Below are 17507 nucleotides of genomic sequence, written 5' to 3' on the forward strand. Positions count from 1 at the left end.
ATGATAGAGGTATAAAATGGGTAGAGACTATCCGGATTGGAGAATTCACACAGATGGATAACAAGAATCAAAATAATAATAAGATGCCGAAGAATGCCCAAGCTATCGCCATATGGGTTATCGCGTTTCTTATTGCGGTAGCAGGGATCTCTTATCTCCACGGCGCAATTACGATGAGGGCCAATAAGGAGCTGAGCTATGATACCTTTATGAATATGGTAGATAACAAGCAGGTGGAGTCGGTTAATGTAGAAGATTCAAAGATTACGATAAAACCCAAGAAAACCTGGGAAGGATATAAACCTGGCGTTACCTATTATACGGTAAGGATGGACAACGATTTAAATCTTGCTGAGCGGCTTCGCACTGCCGGAGTGGAAACCCTGCGGACCCGCCGTGACGGCAACTTTTTCATTCAGACCATTGTCAGCTATCTGCTTTTGTTTGCTGCCATGGGATTCCTTTTGAATTTCATGATGCGCAGGGTCGGCGGAGGCGGACTCATGGGCGTGGGAAAGAGCAACGCCAAGGTTTATGTGCAGAAGGAAACAGGTATTACCTTTAAGGACGTGGCGGGTGAAGATGAGGCAAAGGAATCCTTAACTGAAATCGTGGATTTCCTCCATAATCCGGGAAAATATACAAAGATCGGTGCAAAGCTTCCCAAGGGAGCACTTCTTGTAGGCCCCCCCGGAACGGGAAAAACCCTGCTTGCCAAGGCGGTTGCAGGAGAGGCCCATGTTCCCTTTTATTCTCTGTCCGGTTCTGATTTTGTAGAGATGTTTGTAGGTGTGGGAGCTTCCCGTGTCCGGGATTTATTTAAGCAGGCTCAGGAATCCGCTCCCTGTATTATTTTTATAGACGAGGTAGATGCCATCGGAAAGAGCCGTGATTCCAAATTCGGCGGAGGAAACGATGAGAGAGAGCAGACCTTAAACCAGCTGCTTTCTGAGATGGATGGTTTTGATTCCTCTAAGGGACTTTTAGTTCTGGCAGCAACCAACCGTCCTGAGATCCTGGATCCTGCTCTTCTCCGTCCGGGCCGTTTTGACCGCCGGATCATTGTGGATAAGCCGGATCTAAAAGGCCGTGTGGATATCTTAAAGGTTCATGCAAGGGATGTGCTTCTTGACGATACCGTTGATTTAGATGCCATTGCTCTGGCAACCTCAGGAGCCGTTGGTTCTGATCTTGCCAACATGATCAATGAATCTGCTATCCTGGCGGTGAAGAACGGCCGTCATTCGGTGTCTCAGAAGGACTTATTTGAGGCTGTGGAAGTGGTGCTTGTAGGTAAGGAGAAAAAGGACCGCGTCCTTAACAAGGAGGAGCGTCGCATTGTTTCTTATCACGAAGTGGGACACGCCCTGGTCAGCGCCCTTCAAAAGGATTCAGAGCCTGTGCAGAAAATCACCATTGTTCCAAGGACCATGGGTGCTTTGGGATATGTAATGCATGTGCCGGAAGAAGAAAAGTTCTTAAATTCCAGGAAAGAGCTTCATGCCATGCTGGTAGGCTATCTGGCCGGCCGCGCGGCAGAGGATATTGTCTTTGACACCGTAACCACCGGTGCTGCCAATGATATTGAACAGGCTACCAAGGTGGCGCGGGCCATGATCACCCAGTACGGCATGTCGGAGAAATTTGGCCTTATGGGGCTGGCAACCAAGGAAGACCAGTACTTAAGCGGACGTACCGTAATGAACTGTGCGGAAGCCACTGCTTCCCAGGTAGATGAGGAAGTCATGAAAATGCTCAAGGAAGCTTATGAAGAAGCCAAGAGCCTTCTGGCGGAGAACCGGGATGTAATGGATAAGATCGCAGAATTCCTGATTGAGAGAGAAACCATTACCGGTAAGGAATTCATGAAGATATTCAGAGAAGCAAAGGGAATTCCGGAGCCAAAGGAAGAGAGCAAGGATTCTGAAAACGGCGAAGGCGCAAAGGAAGTGGAAGACGGCCTTTCCGATTGGACAGATGAAAAGAAGGAAATGAAGGAATCCGTTTTAGACGTTGGAAATATTAAAGATTAAAGATCAGGAGGCAGCTGATGCATGGACAGAGCCGTGCAGCAGCTGCCTTTTTTCATCCTTTTACGCCCGTTCTTTTGAAAGGTATTGACCATAATGACAACACGTGTTATCATGTCTTATAGTGGAATACCTGTTAAGCTGTGTTGTTATTTTTACAGTAATATGTTAAAATAATCCATAGTGGATAGCAAAAACGGGTAAAGATTCAGAGCAGGAGGTTGCTATGGAGGAGTTTCAGGATAATATTGCGACACCATTATATCAGCAGTTATATGATGCCATATTGACCAAAATAAAATCAGGAGAATATCCAGTGGGGTACATGATTCCATCGGAGGCGAAGCTAAGTGAAATGTATAAGATTAGCCGCGTAACGGTGCGTAGTGGTATACAGAAACTGTGTAACGAGAACATTCTGGAAAAGAAGCATGGAAAAGGAACATTTGTCACCATGCCAGTTTATATGGATACAATATCGGAAGAAGGAAGCTTTACCAGATCTTGCTTGAAAATGGGGAAAAGGCCAAGTACAAAGATTATTTCAAAAGGGCTGACAGAGGGGGACAAGTGGGTTACCAAACATCTGGGAATTGATGAAGGGGAAAGGGTAATCTGCATAAAGCGGCTGCGCCTGGTTAACGATGTGCCGTCCATTCTGGAGGAAGATTATTTCCATGCAAACCTGGAGTTTATATTAAACGAGGATGTAGAGAATAATCTACTGATGGATGTTATAAGAAAACGAACTGGCAAAAAAAGCACATTCTTTTATTGATATTATGGATATTAAATATGCGAATAAAGAGCAATCGGAAGTCCTTGGCTGTGTAGTGGGGATGCCGCTTCTGTGCGTTAGTCAGAGCGTGCTTGGAGACCAGGGCCAGATTCTATACTTTAACCAGCAGTATATCAGGACAGACATTTATAAATTCACAGTGAAATCTATTAATCAGTCTGAATAATCGGTAAATCCCCAATAAAACATTATGACTACCGGAGAAATCTGCTGGAATTTTATGCAATTTCAGCAGTTGCATTTTATACCCATTATCCTATAGAGGAGCTTTGAAGTGGTGATGAACGGAAGGTGTGCAAAGTAATTATAACGGTATATGCTTAATATCTTAAGGAAAGAAACGGCAGGAAGAAATATGGGAAAATAGTAAGGATATTGATAATTCTATGCCTGATGGAATTACCATGCAAGAATCTGCCAAAACCTTTCACTTGGTAAAGAGCGTAAGAAAAATAGTTCAAACAGATATAAAATAATTAAAAGAATCGTATTTAAAATGCCCATAATTCTTCAGAGAAATATGGGCATTTTCAGTGCTGCTGGTTTTTAGTTTAACCTCATCAAGTGGGGGCGCGGATTGCAAATATCCGCTTGACTTAATAGCCAGTAGTTTTCTTATAATGACTGCATTGATTCTTATGTTTCTTATGTCGGATTAAGCCGATGATTTTATTCGGTGTAATCTCTATGGTGTCAGGTATAATTTATCTGAAGATAAAACTAAGGGCACAGCAGATAATGATCAAAGAGATTAATATGGTAGTGGTCTTTACTTTCTTACCTAATAAGAAGTACATACCTCCAAACAGTCCAAGCTGAATCAGGCAAGGCATGATTTGATCCAGATAGTTGGTCAGGGGTTCTGCAAAATCACCACTTCCTACCATGATTGGCAAGTCAAGCCAGATTTGGTTACAAATCATACCGCCTATTACCATAAGGCCAATGATCCCTGCATAGTGGGATATCTTCTGCATGATTCCACTGTCAGCAACCTTGGAGATGAAGCTGGATCCTATCCCATAACCGTATTTTAGACAGTAATAGCGGATAATAAAGGCTGGAATGTTAAAAATCAATAGGTACAGAAGCGGTCCCATAATATTTCCTGATTGTGCAAAGGAGATTGCTATACCTGCGGCGATAATACGCAGGGTTCCAGGAATCAGTGAATCGCCGATCCCTGCCAAAGGTCCCATTAGGGAGGTTTTAACTGCATTTATGGAATTACCATCAAATTCGGGGTTGCAGGCATTTTCTTCCTCCATAGCCGCATTGATACCCATAAGAAGGGTGGAAAGCTGTGGGGTAATGGCCATAAATTCCAGACCGCGTTTCAGGGCCTGCACGCGTTTTTCTTTATTTTCCTCGCCAGGATACAGTTTGCGGATGACAGGTGTCATGCCATAAGAGTAGCCGAGATGCTGCTGACGTTCATAGTCCCAGGAAATATCCAGCTGGCAGGAGCGTATATAAATTTGTTTTAATTCTTTTTTGGATATTTTTTTCTTCTCAGAATTCATTGTCATCGAATGAACCTCCTTCTACAGCTGCCTTTTCTTCATGGGAATTAAAATGCAGGAATGCTACAATACAGCACCCGATACCAGCCAGGCCGATAACTGGCATTTTTAGATAGGCAGCCAGAAGGAAGCCAAGGAAAAGGAAGCAGGACAGTTGTTTGTTCATAATCATTCTGGCTATCATGGCAAAACCAATGGCAGGAATGATTCCTGTGGCATAGTTCAAGCCGTCATTCAGCCATGCTGGTATACTGTTTACAACCTGTTCCATTACCGGTACTCCAAGATAGAAGCCCAGCGCAACAACCAGAGATTGAGGTATGACCTGGACAATAATAGCCATATAATGCATATTGTCTACGCCATTGCAGTCACCTTTCTCTGCATAGCGGTCGGCCCGGGCACCAAGCATGGGCACTACAAACATCATTAAGAAATTGGACAGCATAGCACAGAGAGTAGAGATTGGAACAGCAAGAAGTACAGCGGAGGCTGCATCGGAACCGGAAAGTATTACGTAGGCGGTGCCAATCACTGAACCGGCAGTATAGTCAGGCGGATTGCTGGCACCAATAGGAAAGGCACCCAGCCAGATTAATTCCAGGGTGGCACCTGTGATGATACCTAATTGCATGTCCCCCAATATAAGGCCTGTCAGTGTGGACATAATAATAGGGCGCCCGATGTTGCCACTGCCAAAGAAGCTGTTCAAATAACCGAATGCCGCGACTAAAAATAGTAAGGCGGCCTGGAAACCTAAGCTTTGCATATTTTATTTTCCTTTCGTAAGCTTTATTTAGATTAAATCCATGGCATTTAAAGGTTTTTCGTCTGGAACCATGCGTATTTCCAATTTCACATCTTTGTCATTCATTTTGCGAAGCAGGTCGCAGTCCTTATCAGATACAAAGATGGCTTTAGAAATCTGACGCTTGTCAGGGGCAGCTTTTATACCGCCGAGATTGATAAATTTAATTTCAGGAACCTCTTCCGTTAGCCGATAGGCGTCCTCAATAGATTCCAGAAGGATGAAAAGGTTGTATTTGTCTGTTTTTCCTGCCTTAATGTTGGCAACGGAATCTTCAATGCTTTTTATTACCAATTTTACGCCGGACGGAGCGGCCATTCGGAGAGCACCCATACGCAATGTATCCTTTGCCACTTCATCATTGGCAATGAGAATACAGTCTACGCCTAGATTTTTGGTCCATGCAAATGCTACCTGACCATGAAGCAGCCTGTGGTCCACCCTTACCATCTTAATCATATCATTACCTCCTTATATCGTTTACCAGTTCCATCAGTTCTTTTATATGATTCCCGCAAAGCTCACCAGTATCTTTCCTTGTATCTTTAAAGTAGCTTCCTACTATCGCTCCATCGGCTACTTCAAATTGGCTGCGTATATTCTCCTTGGTCACTCCTGCTCCAACGATTAGCGGGAAATCCCCCAACGCATTTCTGAACTGGAGGATTTTGTCCATGGAAGTTTCCTGTCCTGTAGCATCTTGTGTTACGGTCACTGCATCACAACGGCTTTTGGCAATAACCAGATCCTTTTCGGTCGAGTTTGCGGATAAAACAGGCTGATATTTGAATCGTACACCGCCCATGACAGGTACTTTACTGCGTTCACGGTACATATTTAAAAATGCTTCAACAGTAGCCTCATCCCTTGGTTTTACATGACCGACAACAGAATCAAGCTGAACAAAGCAGGCACTGTGCCTTATGGCCAATTCAAAGCCCATGGCATCCATGTTCAGGCAGTTGACTCCATATGGTATAGGCAGGTTTTGGCTGTGAGCATATTCCAGTATTCTGTCCAATTGGTAGTAGTTACCAAAATAATTTTCCAGAATAATACCATCAATTCCATTGGTTAAATAGATATCAATTTCTTTCTGTGCCCGTTGATAAACATCATTATCATCAATCCCTTTTAGATGAATCATGCCCATAACCGGTTTGGGTTTGGCGAATAACGCCAGAAAATCATTTTTTATCATTATAAAGTATCTCCTTTATATTAAATTATTTTAAAAATCATCTTCTGTTTCTGCCGCATCAGATGCTACTTGCCGTAAGCCTTCTCTGGAGAGCAATAACAACTGTTCAATGTCTTCTTGTCTCAAAGGATCGGGGTAGGACACCATATACTCAATAATAAGGTTCAGGTTCATACCTGCAAATAGAATTACATTGGGGTTTACAGTCAAGGGATACATTGAGGTACACACACTTGCACCATATACATCGGTAAAGATAACATACTCATCCTGCAGATTGTTTTGAATTTCCTCAGATATCTGTTTGGCAAAGTCCATAGCACTCTGACCAGGATACAGGCTGTAGGTGACGATGGGGTCGGCCATAGATCCTAATATCATCTGAAGAGAACTTTTCATCCCTTTGGATAAATCTCCATGAGACGCAATAATAATTTTTTTCATAGCTGGTCTCCTTAAAATAGATGTTTCTGTTAACACGAAAGCTGTCTGCTGTTTAAATCAAAACTAGCACATAACTCATGTTAACACGTATTGTTTAAAATGTCAATAATATGCTAGAAAAAAACTAAGATATCTAAGTTTAATGCAGATAAAAATTAAAATATAGTTAAAGACGAGATAACATGTGTTGTATAAAGTGCATAAAATATGAAAAAGACAGGGGAATAACATATGGATTAATGAAATTATCATGTGACATAAATATTAGAAATCCTTTCGAAGAAATACCTGTACAATGCAATGGGCAGGCTTGACAGGGAATAATTTCCTGGTCTTATGTGGATAGTAGAAATCAAGCACGGCACTTGTGCAGAAGATGAGATAATATGAGAAAGAAAAGTATTGCAGCTGAATTGATGGAAAAGAGATTATCCCTTTATGGGATTGCTGTCAATATATGCTTGAGCAGTTAGAGAATATAAGAAAATTTAAAACAAAATCAAATTGAGCAGGGTGAGTTCTGTCCTTTCATTTCCGAAAGTTTATTTACGCTGCCGTTTCCATAATTTTATTGTAAGAAAAGAGGATTTTTGTTATAATATAAAGAAAGAGGCCTTGGATTAAACAAAAAAACCCGTGAAAACGAAGATCAATCGGCTGTCAAAATCGTGATAGCCGTTTCTTTTTGTCTGCTTTTATAAGATAAGGCCGGTAATTCATGGTTTAAGTCAGAGGAAGCAGAAAAACAGGAGATGAGACAGAAACAAATGATATTAATGAATGAGATACCGGACCGGTTCTGGGGATTGTTCCGTTCCATTAACCGGTCCACCTACATAGAAGCTTTATTAAAAATCAATGAGGAATATGAATACAGCAATTATTTTTTTTAAGCCGTGAAGTCTGCATTCAGGTTTTAGAGGAGTATTTTGCCGCGAAGCGGCTGGTCATCTGGCAGGATGAGCTGGAAGATGAGGCGGATGCTTTGGAGCCTCCTGCGGCCAGGGTCTTAAACTGGCTTTTAAAGGCAGGCTGGCTAAGAAAAGTGGATGATTATGCCTCCATGACGGTCAATATCGTGATCCCTGATTATGCTGCCGTCATGATTGAGGCATTTTTTTAAGCTTGCAAGTGATGAAGAGGATGAGACCCAGATTTACATCCAGAATGTTTATGCCATCCTGTTCTCCTTGAAAAATGATCCAAGAGCCGGGATAAGCCTTTTGAATACTGCTTATGTCAATACCAAGCGGCTTAACAAGACTTTACAGGACATGCTTCACAACATGGACAAATTCTTTGCAAGCCTTTTGGAGCAGAGGGCATATGGGGAACTGTTAAAGGAGCATCTGGAAGGATATGTGGAGGAAATTGTAAAAAAGAAATACCACTTGTTAAAGACTTCTGATAACTTTTATCTTTACAAAAATGATATCAAGCGGTGGATCAGCTCCATGCGGGAAGATGAAGAGTGGATGGAGCAGATGAGCCGCCGCAGCGGCCAGAAGGTGACGGTAGCGGATATTGGGGAAAAGCTGGATCAGATCGAAAGAGGATTCGATGATATCGAACACCGCATCGCCAATATGGACAGGGAGCATTCCCGGTATATCCGTGCAACAGTTACAAGGCTTAATTATCTGTTAAACCAGGAAGACAGCATGAAAGGGCTTGTTATCAGGCTTTTAAATCATCTGTCTGAGTCAGAGGACCAGGATGAGGCCATAAAAGAAGTGGGAAGCCACATGAATTTATCCCAGATATCCATTCTCTCTGAAAAATCCCTTTATAAAAAGAGAAGGGCCAGGTCAGGCTTTAAGGAGAATTTAATGCCGGAGGAAGAGGCTGTGGAGCTTACCATGGAAGAGGTCCTGAATTTAAACCGTTTAAAAAGCCGCTACAGCGGTCAGGAGATCGAAAGCTACATTGAAGCTCATCTGGAAAATGGACGCATGGAGGTAACGGAAGATACGGTTAATTCTCCTGAGGAATTTGAAAAGCTGATCCTTGCCTATGATTACTCCACCAGAAGAAAAAGCCTGTATCAGGTGGAGGACCAGGAGGCGGAGCTCATTGACAACGGCAGGTACCGCTATCCAAAGCTGGTATTTGTAAGGAGGAAAGAATCATGACCTATGAAGAAAGTGCTGGCATCATCAGCCAGATTCCATATTATGACGCCCTGGGACAGGGGGAAAAGGAAGAAGTAAGGGCAGGCTTAAAGCTTCTTCTGCAGCAGACCTTTGTTCTGGAGCACAAGTACGACAAGCGGACAAGCCGGTTTGCCTATAATCCGGAATTTAAAATCTGCAACAAGCATCTGGAATTTATCCGGGCCTATCTGGCTGTCAGCGGAGTGGCTGTTATGGAAAACAGCCAGCTTGGTATTATTTATATCCAGGGAGAGAACACGGTGGGAGACAAGCTCCCTAAACTGGCAACCCTTTATCTGCTGATCTTAAAACTGATCTATGATGAGCAGATGGCGGCAGTTTCCACCAGCATCAACATCTACACTACATTAAGCGAGATCCATGAAAAGCTGGGAAATTACCGATTATTTAAGAAACAGCCTGCACCGACGGAAATACGGCGGGCAATCACATTGTTAAAAAAGTATCAGATTCTGGAGCCTCTGGATATTTTGGAGGACTTGGATGGGGACAGCCGTATGATCATCTATCCCTGCATCAATGTGGTGCTGTTCGGAGATGACGTGCGGGCCCTGTTAGAAGCATTTGGAGAAGGAGACGATGACGATGACGAATCAGAAATTTGAAGCCCTGTCCCGGATACTCCTTAATAACTGGCATTATATCAGCCGGAAGACCTTATCCTTTAACCAGGAGATCAACTTCTTTACCGGACATTCAGGCAGCGGAAAATCCACGGTCATTGATGCCATGCAGATTCTCCTTTACGCCAATACTGACGGACGCGGATTCTTTAACAAGGCTGCAGCCGATGATTCGGACCGGAGCCTGATCGAATATTTACGGGGTATGGTGAATATCGGTGAGAACAACGAATTCGCCTATTTAAGGAACCAGAATTTTTCCACCACCATTGTGCTGGAACTGAAACGGACGGATACGGGAGAATGCCAGTGCATTGGAATCGTCTTTGACGTGGAGACAGCCACCAATGAAATATCCAGGAAATTCTTCTGGCACAAAGGCCCTCTTTGGGAAAATGGCTACCGTACCGGTTCCAGGACCATGACCACTCATGAAGTGACCGCTTATCTGCAGACCATTTACCCCAAAGACGCTTATTTTGCGACCTCCCATAACGAGCGGTTCCGCAGACAGCTGTATGATGTATACTTAGGCGGTCTTGATTCGGAAAAATTCCCCCTTCTGTTCAAGCGGGCCATTCCCTTCCGCATGAACATCAAGCTGGAGGATTTTGTAAAGGAATACATCTGCATGGAGCAGGACATTCATATCGAGGATATGCAGGAAAGTGTCATGCAGTACGGACGGATGCGAAAGAAGATCGAAGACACGGTCCAGGAGATCGGTTACTTAAAAGGAATGAGGGAAAAGTTCTCAGCAGTTCTTGAAAAAGAAGAGGAGATAGGCAAAAATACATATTTCTTCCGCAAAATGGAGATTCTGGATTATCAGCCAGAATCCAGCTTTGACGGATAAATCCAGGCTTGCAAGAGAGGATTTAGGCCGCCAGGAAGGCCAGAGGACAGCCCTTGAAGGGCAGATGGAAGACTTGACCAGGCAGGGGAATGAGCTCCTTAAGCGGATTTCTTCCACCGGCTATGAGGATCTTAAGAATCAGCTGGACTCTGCAAAGGAATTATCGGCCCATTTAAATAAAAGCTTTACCAAATGGTCCCAGACAGGGGAGCGGCTGAAGGAATGGATTGACGAAGAGGCAACCTCCAACCAGACCATATGGGATATAGAAGAGTTTGAGAAAAATACCATTGATGAGGAGAAGCTAAACCGCCTGAAAAAAATCCATTGCCGAAATGAGGAAGGAAACAGAAGAAGCCCAGAAAGAGGCGGAAGGGATTCTGCGGGATATCCGGAAAAAGGAGCGCCAGACAAGTGAAGAGCTGGCTCAGCTAAAGGCTGGAAATAAGGCGTATCCAAAGTATCTGGAACGCGCCCGGTCCCTGATCCAGCAGCGGCTTTTGGAGGAAACCGGCAAGGCGGTGGAGGTCCATGTGCTTGCCGATCTTCTGGATATCAGGGATGAGACCTGGAGAAATGCAGTGGAAGGCTATCTGGGCAATAACAAGCTGTCCCTGGTAGTTGCCCCGGCTTACGCAGAAGCGGCCATGGCTGTTTACGGGGAACTGGACAGGACTGAATATTTTAATGTGGCGGTCCTGGATACGGAAAAGGTGGGGCAGAATTCCTATGAAGTGGTAAAAGACGGCCTTGCCGAAGAAATTACGGTGAGAGAAGCTTATTTACAGCCATACATTGACCTGCTTCTGGGAAGGGTCGTCAAATGCAGAAGCTTAGAAGAACTGCGCCGCTGCCGCATTGGAGTGACCCCTGACTGCATGTTATACCATACCTTCCGCCTGCAGCATATGAATCCCGATAATTATACGAAATTTGCATATATTGGCAAGGACAGCGTCAGGAGAAGGATCCGGCTTCTTGAAAAGAACCTGGTTTCCCTGGAAGAGGAGAAAAAGCCCCAGGAACAGGTCTTAAAGGAATGCCGGCGGATCTTATCCATGGAGGACTTAGGTGAAGACGCAGGTGTTTACCTGGAGTGGCAGCAGGACATGGAGGCTCTTAAGGAAAAGGAAAAAGAAATCAGGCGGCTGGAACAGAAGCTGGAAAAACTGAAGGCCCAGGATGTAGAAGAATGGGTAAAGGAGAGGGAAGCCATCTTGCAGCTTTGCGATAGGAAGAGGGCGGAGCAGAGCAAAATGACTGAGCTGATTTACGGAATCAACAGCGATTTAGAACGGTTCCGCGGGGAATCCCTGCAGCTGCAGGAAGAACTGGTTTTAAAAGAGCGGGAATTTGAACCGGATGAGGAACTGGAAGACAAGATAAATGAAATTTTGGAAGGCAAAGAAAATTACCGGTATGACCAGCTTAAAAATAAATTTTTCGGAGAATGCAGGAAGGCAGAGGAAGCCCGTGACCAGGCTTTCCAGGACCTTGTAGGTTCCAGAGGCGAGTATGCCAGAAGATATCCCAACCGGAATTTTTCCCTGACAGCAAAGGATAATGGGGAATATGACCGCCTTCTTGAGAGCATGGAGTGCGGAAATCTGGAAGAATACAAAAAGATGGCTGCCGAGCAGGCAAAGTCTGCTGTCCTTCATTTTAAGGATGATTTTATGTTCAAGATCCGAAGTGCCATAAGGGATGCGCTTTTGCGAAAAGATGAGCTGAATAAGATCATCAGCAAGCTGGATTTCGGCAAGGATAAGTACCAGTTTGTTATTGGAAGGAATAAGGGACCGGATGGGAGATATTATGATATGTTCATGGATGATTCCCTGGAGGTAAATCCTGCTCATCTTACGAATTCCCTTGATAACCAGATGAACCTGTTTACTGTAGAACATGAGAACCAGTATGGGGAAATCATCAATGATTTGATAAACATTTTCATCCCGCCGGAAAACGCTACGTCGGAGCAGATGGAGGAGGCCAAGCGGAACATGGATAAATATGCGGATTACCGGACGTATTTATCCTTTGACATGCAGCAGATCATTCAGAACGAGGATGAGGTCATTAAGATCCGTTTGAGCAAGATGATCAGGAAGAATTCCGGGGGCGAGGGACAAAATCCTCTTTATGTAGCCTTATTGGCCAGCTTTGCCCAGGCTTACCGGATCAGCCTGTCTCCAAAGATACAGAGAAATCCTACCCTCCGCCTGGTAGTGCTTGATGAGGCGTTTTCCAAGATGGATGCAGAAAAGGTGGCAAGCTGTATTGAACTGATCAGGGGACTGGGCTTCCAGGCCATTATCAGCGCAACAAATGACAAGATTCAGAATTATGTGGAAAACGTGGACAAGACCTTTGTGTTCGCCAATCCCAATAAGAAGTCCATATCCATTCAGGAATTTGAGAGAGAAAGCTTTCCGGAGCTGATGCGGGAGCTTGATGATGAGGAGAATTATGCAGACGTTGATTGATATGATTATTAGTGAAATAGAAAGAAGCACTGTTGCTTGGAGAGAGGGTGCAAAAGGCAATAGAAATATTGAAATTAAACAAAAGGATTTAGATGCTCTTGGGAAACAGAACTTTTTAAAGCAGGCTGCAGAACTAGAGAGTCAGGGGCTTGTACGGTGTAAATGGATTACCGACAGGTCGGATATTTCTCATGTGAATTATTCTTACGGCGATGTAAGAGCGCTATATAAAAAGGCAGGGAAGATTCCTAAATCAGACCGTATCAGGGAAATGAAGGAAGCTGTGGAAGAACAGGCAAAAAAAGATTCATAAACCATGGATCCGGGCTTATTATGACGGAATTCTTAAAAGCTTAGAGGCCGGCAAGGAACCGGAGGAACTCAGCCATGAAAACAGGGAACTGAATTTTAACTGTTTTTTGGGAATTGACAGGTTAGAAGGATCTGTATACAAAAGAGTGTTCAGTAAACAATATTTAGGAGGTTCCAAGGTCTTTGAAAAAAAAGTTACAAAAGAGTATAGCATCAATTGCCAAAAAATATTATGATATTATCGATGACAATATGACCGAGTCGGAGATCCTGGCTCAGATTTATTTGGATCACTATGCGGATGAATTATCGTTAAAAGGAGATCTGCTTATCAAAATCGATGATAAAGAAATTGATTTATCCCTTTTTCCTTATGGAACGGTTTTAAATAGTGTAACTCTTAAAAATGTTTCCATAGTCCCTGAACAAAAGATTAAAAAAATTATAACTGTGGAAAACAAGGCTAATTATATGACATTTCCCTTTGAAGCAGGAACCCTTGTTTTGTTTTCTCATGGATATTTCTCTCCTGGTGAGAGAAGGGTTCTTGGAGAGCTGGCTTCGATCCTTCCGGAAGATAAGGTGGAATTTTACCATACCGGAGATTTGGATTATGGTGGAATCCGGATTTTTGAATTTATCAGGAATCAAATGTTCCCCAGGCTCAGGCCCTTGCACATGGACATGGAGACTTGGGAAAAATACTCAAAATATGGTTATCAGATTGAAGAGTCAAAACTGGAAAAGCTGAAAGCCATGCTTGATGAAAATAAGATACAGGAACCAGACTTGCAGAAACTGGCTGCCACAATCTGCGAGACAAGAATTGGTATTGAACAGGAAAGTTTTCTGTTCACGGAATAAAGTGTTATAAGCGAAAAAAGGCCGCTTCATTGGCTGCCCCAGGCATCTGCCCTTTGGTTTTAGATCAGAAGGAGGTTCTTATTCAAGCTATTTCAAGGCTTGAGGAAGAACCTCTTTATTATACCGGCCATGGCAGACTAATGACTCTCATTCAGATAGTTATAGATGCTGTATCTGGACAATCCCAAAAAGTCAGCCAGTTTTTCCGCGGCCTTCTTTATCAGGAAAAACCCTTTGCCGTCTAAGCTGTGGACAATAGCCACCTTCTCTTCTTTGGTCAGATTCCCCACGGATTTTCCGGTCATATTGACTGCTTCCTTCATCATGATCTCCAGCAGCTCATCAACATTGCCCACAAACAGTTCCGGGGTCTGGGTGAGGGAGGAGGAGCCGGAACTGGTAAAGGACCGTAAGGTGTTTTCACATTTAATCATATCTGTAATATCTAAATTAATGCACATACTTCCGTTCACTTTTCCATATTCATCACGGAAATACTTGCTGGAAGAACGTAAAACCCGTCCGCTGGGTGTGGCGTTGATATAGCTGTACTGGTCATCCGGTGATGCGGATCCCTTTAAAATCTCTAATCCGGCATTGGTGCCTCCATCTCCAACTTTTCTTCCGGTCACATGCCCGTTCCAGATTGCGACGATCGTCTGGTCATATGGCAGGGTCAGATCATGTAAAACCACTTCACAGTTTTCTCCGAATTGCATGGCAATGCATTTTGCAATGTCAGACAACAGATTCAGGTTATCAGAAACATATCCCATAGTATTATTTATCCTTTCAACAAAATGTCTAAATAAATTATAAATGAAATGAGAGCTAAAGTCCAGTGACAATAATGTATTTATTAAATCTGTTGAAGTTTAAAAATAAATATTATATAAAACAAACAAAAAATATGGATTAATCCAATTATTATTGTTGACAAAAGATAATAAGTATAGTATATATTGATTATAGATTAAACAAAATGTTGAAAGTAAGTAAACAAAAAGTTCAAATAATATTATTGCAAGGAGGTATTTTATGAAAAGAGCAATTGGCATCATCATGGCTGCAGGTATGGCTGCAATGGCGCTCACAGGCTGCGGCAGCAGTTCGCAGGCACAGGCCACCGCAGTACAGACAACAGCGGCCGGCGGAGAGACAACGGTTGGGGAAACATCTGCTCCGGCAGAAAACAAGGAAGCGCAGGTGATCACTTTCTGGTACAACAACACAGGGATGAAGCGGCTGTCTATGAGAAAGCGATCAGTGAGTACAACGCTTCCCAGAGCAATTATAAGGTGGAAGGGTTAAGCGTTACAGATGCCCAGAAAGTAATTGTAGCCATGAGCAGCAACGAGTCACCCGATGTCATCAAAATAAGCAACCAGACAGTGACCCAGTATCAGAAGAATGGCTTGCTGGAGAGTTTGCAGCCATATGCAGATAAGGAATCCTTTGATTCCTCCATCTATTCAGAACAGGCTGTAAAGGCAAATACCATTGACGGCAGCATGTATGCACTTCCCCTTGATGCCTACACGATTCAGATGTATTACAACAAGGATCTCTTAAAAGAAGCCGGTTACACCGAGCCGCCTAAAACCATGGAAGAGATGTATGAAATGGCTGTAAAGGCTACAAAGGTAGATGGCAGCGGAAATATCGAAGTGCTTGGATATCCCTTATTCCCATATGCCTCTGCAAGACAGGAGCTGATCTATGGCTTTGGTGGAAGATGGTGGGATGAGAATTCAAAAGTTACACCAGATAACGCAGGCATTTTAGACAGCCTTAATATGAACGTAAAATTTAGAAACCAGTTTGGCGGAAAAGCTCTTGACGGGTTTATCGGTACAGCTAATACAAACCGTTATACAGAGCAGGATATGTTCTTCCAGGGCAAGCAGCTGTTCCGCCTTGACGGTTCCTGGCTGCCAACAATGATGAAGAACTTTAAATCAACTGTTAATTACGGCATTACCCTGATTCCCGGAACACAGGCGAACCCGGAACTGAGAGGAACCAGCCGGTATGAGACCGACTCTGTAGCAGTACCGGCAATGGCTAAGAATAAAGAGGGAGCCTGGGACTTTACAAAATGGCTCTGCAGTGAGGAAGGAGCCAGGATCATTGACCTTGGAACAGGAAATCTTCCGGCTGTAAAAGCTTTATACGATGATGCTGATATCAAGGCAGTTCCTGGATTTGCAGAATTTATTGATGCACTGAAGCTGGAAAAGGGCATTCAGTATCCGGTAATGGCAGATTATGACGAATACATATCTATGATCAATGCAGCACTGGATACGGTCTACTCAGGCGCAAAGACTCCTGAAGAGGCAATGAAAGCTCTTGCAGGACAGAGTGCAAATTTAAAATAATAATTCACTTATGAGGGGCGCTGTGAGCAGAAATCTGCATATTGCAGTGCCCTGATCTTAATGTTTGAGAGGGGAAAAGGAATGAAGGGACGAAACGCGACACAGCGGGATTTTATAAACGGGCTGCTGTTTTCATCTCCGTGGATTCTGGGCTTTCTGGCTTTTAGCGTATATCCGCTGATAAGCTCTCTGTATTACAGCCTGACAAAGTTCAATGCCGTGACAGCTCCGCAGTGGGTGGGACTTAATAATTTCAAAGACATCTTTCATGATCCCCTTGTTTGGAAGAGTCTGGGAAATACCTTATTTATGGCCTTTGTATCTACGCCGATCAACCTGTTCGCAGCGCTGCTTCTGGCCAGCATCGTATGCGCCGGTTTTAAGGGGCGGGGGTTTGTCAGGACAGCATTTTTCCTGCCTTCCGTAATCCCCATGGTTGCTGCAACTATGGTATGGATCTGGATGTTTGACCCTACCTACGGCTACATCAATAACGTATTAAGCTGGTTTGGGATCAGCGGGCCGGCATGGCTTATGGATGCCCATTATACCAAATGGGCGCTGGTCCTTATGGGAACGTGGAATACGGGAACCATGATGTTAGTCTGCATGTCAGCCTTACAGTCCGTACCAAGAAGCTACTATGAATCCGCCGAAATCGACGGAGCCGGAAAAGCCGCCAGGTTTTTCCATATTACGGTACCATGCATAGCTCATGTTCTGGTGTATCAGGCCATTTTAAGCACTATAAATGCATTCCAGTATTTTCAGCAGGTGTACATCATTATTACTGCAAATGCCGGAGTAAAAGGCGGAAGCGCCGCCGGCGGTCCTGAGAATTCCATTCTTATGTATCCGCTGTATGTGTTCCATAATGCATTTACCTATTTAAAAATGGGCAAGGCTTCGGCAATGGCGTGGCTGCTGTTTATGGTTGTTGCGGTCCTGACAGTTGTTATGACCAAGGTAACGAGAAAAGCAACAGAAAATGCCGGAGGTGAATAAG

The 17507-nt window shown here is 43.7% G+C and carries 20 protein-coding genes; 14 read left to right on the forward strand and 6 right to left on the reverse strand.

Going from position 1 to position 17507, the window contains the following annotated elements; translation table 11 throughout:
* Positions 1 to 53 precede the first annotated feature (53 nt).
* Together ftsH and JCM10519_RS18965 are read left to right on the forward strand one after the other, a co-directional pair.
* Positions 54 to 2033: an ATP-dependent zinc metalloprotease FtsH gene (gene ftsH / locus JCM10519_RS18960; RefSeq protein WP_054741132.1), complete on the forward strand. Its 1980-nt coding sequence runs from the start codon at positions 54 to 56 to the stop codon at positions 2031 to 2033.
* Positions 2034 to 2256: 223 nt separating this feature from the next.
* Positions 2257 to 2808, forward strand: coding sequence for a GntR family transcriptional regulator (locus JCM10519_RS18965; RefSeq protein WP_054741134.1), 552 nt, complete (start codon positions 2257 to 2259; stop codon positions 2806 to 2808).
* A gap of 725 nt (positions 2809 to 3533) precedes the next feature.
* On the opposite strand, the gene JCM10519_RS18970 is transcribed toward JCM10519_RS18965, so the two are convergent.
* From JCM10519_RS18970 to JCM10519_RS18990, 5 genes are read right to left on the reverse strand one after another with little or no spacing between them, the layout of a single operon-like run.
* Positions 3534 to 4358 carry a PTS system mannose/fructose/sorbose family transporter subunit IID gene (locus JCM10519_RS18970; RefSeq protein WP_054741137.1) on the reverse strand — a complete coding sequence of 275 codons (825 nt, stop codon included), beginning with the start codon at positions 4356 to 4358 and terminating at the stop codon, positions 3534 to 3536.
* A complete protein-coding gene (locus tag JCM10519_RS18975; protein WP_054741139.1) occupies positions 4342 to 5121 on the reverse strand; it encodes a PTS sugar transporter subunit IIC in 780 nt (259 codons plus the stop codon). Before JCM10519_RS18975 ends, JCM10519_RS18970 begins: the two co-directional genes overlap by 17 nt.
* Before the next feature lie 27 nt (positions 5122 to 5148).
* A complete protein-coding gene (locus tag JCM10519_RS18980) occupies positions 5149 to 5619 on the reverse strand; it encodes a PTS sugar transporter subunit IIB (protein WP_054741140.1) in 471 nt (156 codons plus the stop codon).
* A gap of 4 nt (positions 5620 to 5623) precedes the next feature.
* Positions 5624 to 6361, reverse strand: a complete 738-nt coding sequence (locus JCM10519_RS18985; RefSeq protein WP_054741142.1) for a BtpA/SgcQ family protein — start codon at positions 6359 to 6361, stop codon at positions 5624 to 5626.
* A 30-nt stretch (positions 6362 to 6391) separates the two neighbouring features.
* Complete coding sequence (locus JCM10519_RS18990; protein ID WP_054741144.1) at positions 6392 to 6805, reverse strand: hypothetical protein; 414 nt, start codon at positions 6803 to 6805, stop codon at positions 6392 to 6394.
* A gap of 752 nt (positions 6806 to 7557) precedes the next feature.
* On the opposite strand from JCM10519_RS18990, the gene JCM10519_RS31845 reads away from it, so the two are divergent.
* The 9 genes from JCM10519_RS31845 to JCM10519_RS19015 all read left to right on the forward strand — a co-directional run bounded on the left by JCM10519_RS31845 (position 7558) and on the right by JCM10519_RS19015 (position 14120).
* On the forward strand, positions 7558 to 7698 hold the full coding sequence (locus JCM10519_RS31845; protein WP_347844760.1) for a hypothetical protein: 141 nt from the start codon (positions 7558 to 7560) through the stop codon (positions 7696 to 7698).
* A 14-nt stretch (positions 7699 to 7712) separates the two neighbouring features.
* A complete protein-coding gene (locus tag JCM10519_RS31850) occupies positions 7713 to 7928 on the forward strand; it encodes a Wadjet anti-phage system protein JetA family protein (protein ID WP_347844824.1) in 216 nt (71 codons plus the stop codon).
* A complete protein-coding gene (locus tag JCM10519_RS18995; protein WP_347844761.1) occupies positions 7912 to 8937 on the forward strand; it encodes a Wadjet anti-phage system protein JetA family protein in 1026 nt (341 codons plus the stop codon). Before JCM10519_RS31850 ends, JCM10519_RS18995 begins: the two co-directional genes overlap by 17 nt.
* Positions 8934 to 9584 (forward strand): DUF4194 domain-containing protein, encoded by a 651-nt coding sequence (locus tag JCM10519_RS19000; protein ID WP_054741146.1) that lies wholly within the window; start codon positions 8934 to 8936, stop codon positions 9582 to 9584. Before JCM10519_RS18995 ends, JCM10519_RS19000 begins: the two co-directional genes overlap by 4 nt.
* Complete coding sequence (locus tag JCM10519_RS31855) at positions 9565 to 10458, forward strand: ATP-binding protein (RefSeq protein WP_347844762.1); 894 nt, start codon at positions 9565 to 9567, stop codon at positions 10456 to 10458. The genes JCM10519_RS19000 and JCM10519_RS31855 overlap by 20 nt, the downstream gene beginning before the upstream one ends.
* Positions 10448 to 10876 (forward strand): hypothetical protein, encoded by a 429-nt coding sequence (locus JCM10519_RS31860; RefSeq protein ID WP_347844763.1) that lies wholly within the window; start codon positions 10448 to 10450, stop codon positions 10874 to 10876. Before JCM10519_RS31855 ends, JCM10519_RS31860 begins: the two co-directional genes overlap by 11 nt.
* Positions 10794 to 12944 carry an SbcC/MukB-like Walker B domain-containing protein gene (locus JCM10519_RS31865; RefSeq protein WP_347844764.1) on the forward strand — a complete coding sequence of 717 codons (2151 nt, stop codon included), beginning with the start codon at positions 10794 to 10796 and terminating at the stop codon, positions 12942 to 12944. The genes JCM10519_RS31860 and JCM10519_RS31865 overlap by 83 nt, the downstream gene beginning before the upstream one ends.
* Positions 12937 to 13257 carry a hypothetical protein gene (locus JCM10519_RS19010; protein WP_347844765.1) on the forward strand — a complete coding sequence of 107 codons (321 nt, stop codon included), beginning with the start codon at positions 12937 to 12939 and terminating at the stop codon, positions 13255 to 13257. The genes JCM10519_RS31865 and JCM10519_RS19010 overlap by 8 nt, the downstream gene beginning before the upstream one ends.
* A 182-nt stretch (positions 13258 to 13439) precedes the next feature.
* On the forward strand, positions 13440 to 14120 hold the full coding sequence (locus JCM10519_RS19015) for a Wadjet anti-phage system protein JetD domain-containing protein (protein ID WP_054741150.1): 681 nt from the start codon (positions 13440 to 13442) through the stop codon (positions 14118 to 14120).
* 137 nt (positions 14121 to 14257) lie between these two features.
* Here the strand turns inward: JCM10519_RS19015 and JCM10519_RS19020 are convergent, their stop codons facing one another.
* A complete protein-coding gene (locus JCM10519_RS19020; RefSeq protein ID WP_054741152.1) occupies positions 14258 to 14896 on the reverse strand; it encodes a PAS domain-containing protein in 639 nt (212 codons plus the stop codon).
* Between the two features lie 262 nt (positions 14897 to 15158).
* On the opposite strand from JCM10519_RS19020, the gene JCM10519_RS31870 reads away from it, so the two are divergent.
* The 3 genes from JCM10519_RS31870 to JCM10519_RS19030 all read left to right on the forward strand — a co-directional run bounded on the left by JCM10519_RS31870 (position 15159) and on the right by JCM10519_RS19030 (position 17506).
* Positions 15159 to 15431 carry a hypothetical protein gene (locus JCM10519_RS31870; protein WP_347844766.1) on the forward strand — a complete coding sequence of 91 codons (273 nt, stop codon included), beginning with the start codon at positions 15159 to 15161 and terminating at the stop codon, positions 15429 to 15431.
* On the forward strand, positions 15419 to 16501 hold the full coding sequence (locus tag JCM10519_RS19025; protein WP_347844767.1) for an ABC transporter substrate-binding protein: 1083 nt from the start codon (positions 15419 to 15421) through the stop codon (positions 16499 to 16501). The genes JCM10519_RS31870 and JCM10519_RS19025 overlap by 13 nt, the downstream gene beginning before the upstream one ends.
* A gap of 81 nt (positions 16502 to 16582) precedes the next feature.
* On the forward strand, positions 16583 to 17506 hold the full coding sequence (locus JCM10519_RS19030) for an ABC transporter permease subunit (RefSeq protein WP_054741209.1): 924 nt from the start codon (positions 16583 to 16585) through the stop codon (positions 17504 to 17506).
* Position 17507 lies beyond the last annotated feature (1 nt).

This window comes from Clostridium sp. NkU-1, assembly GCA_001312405.1.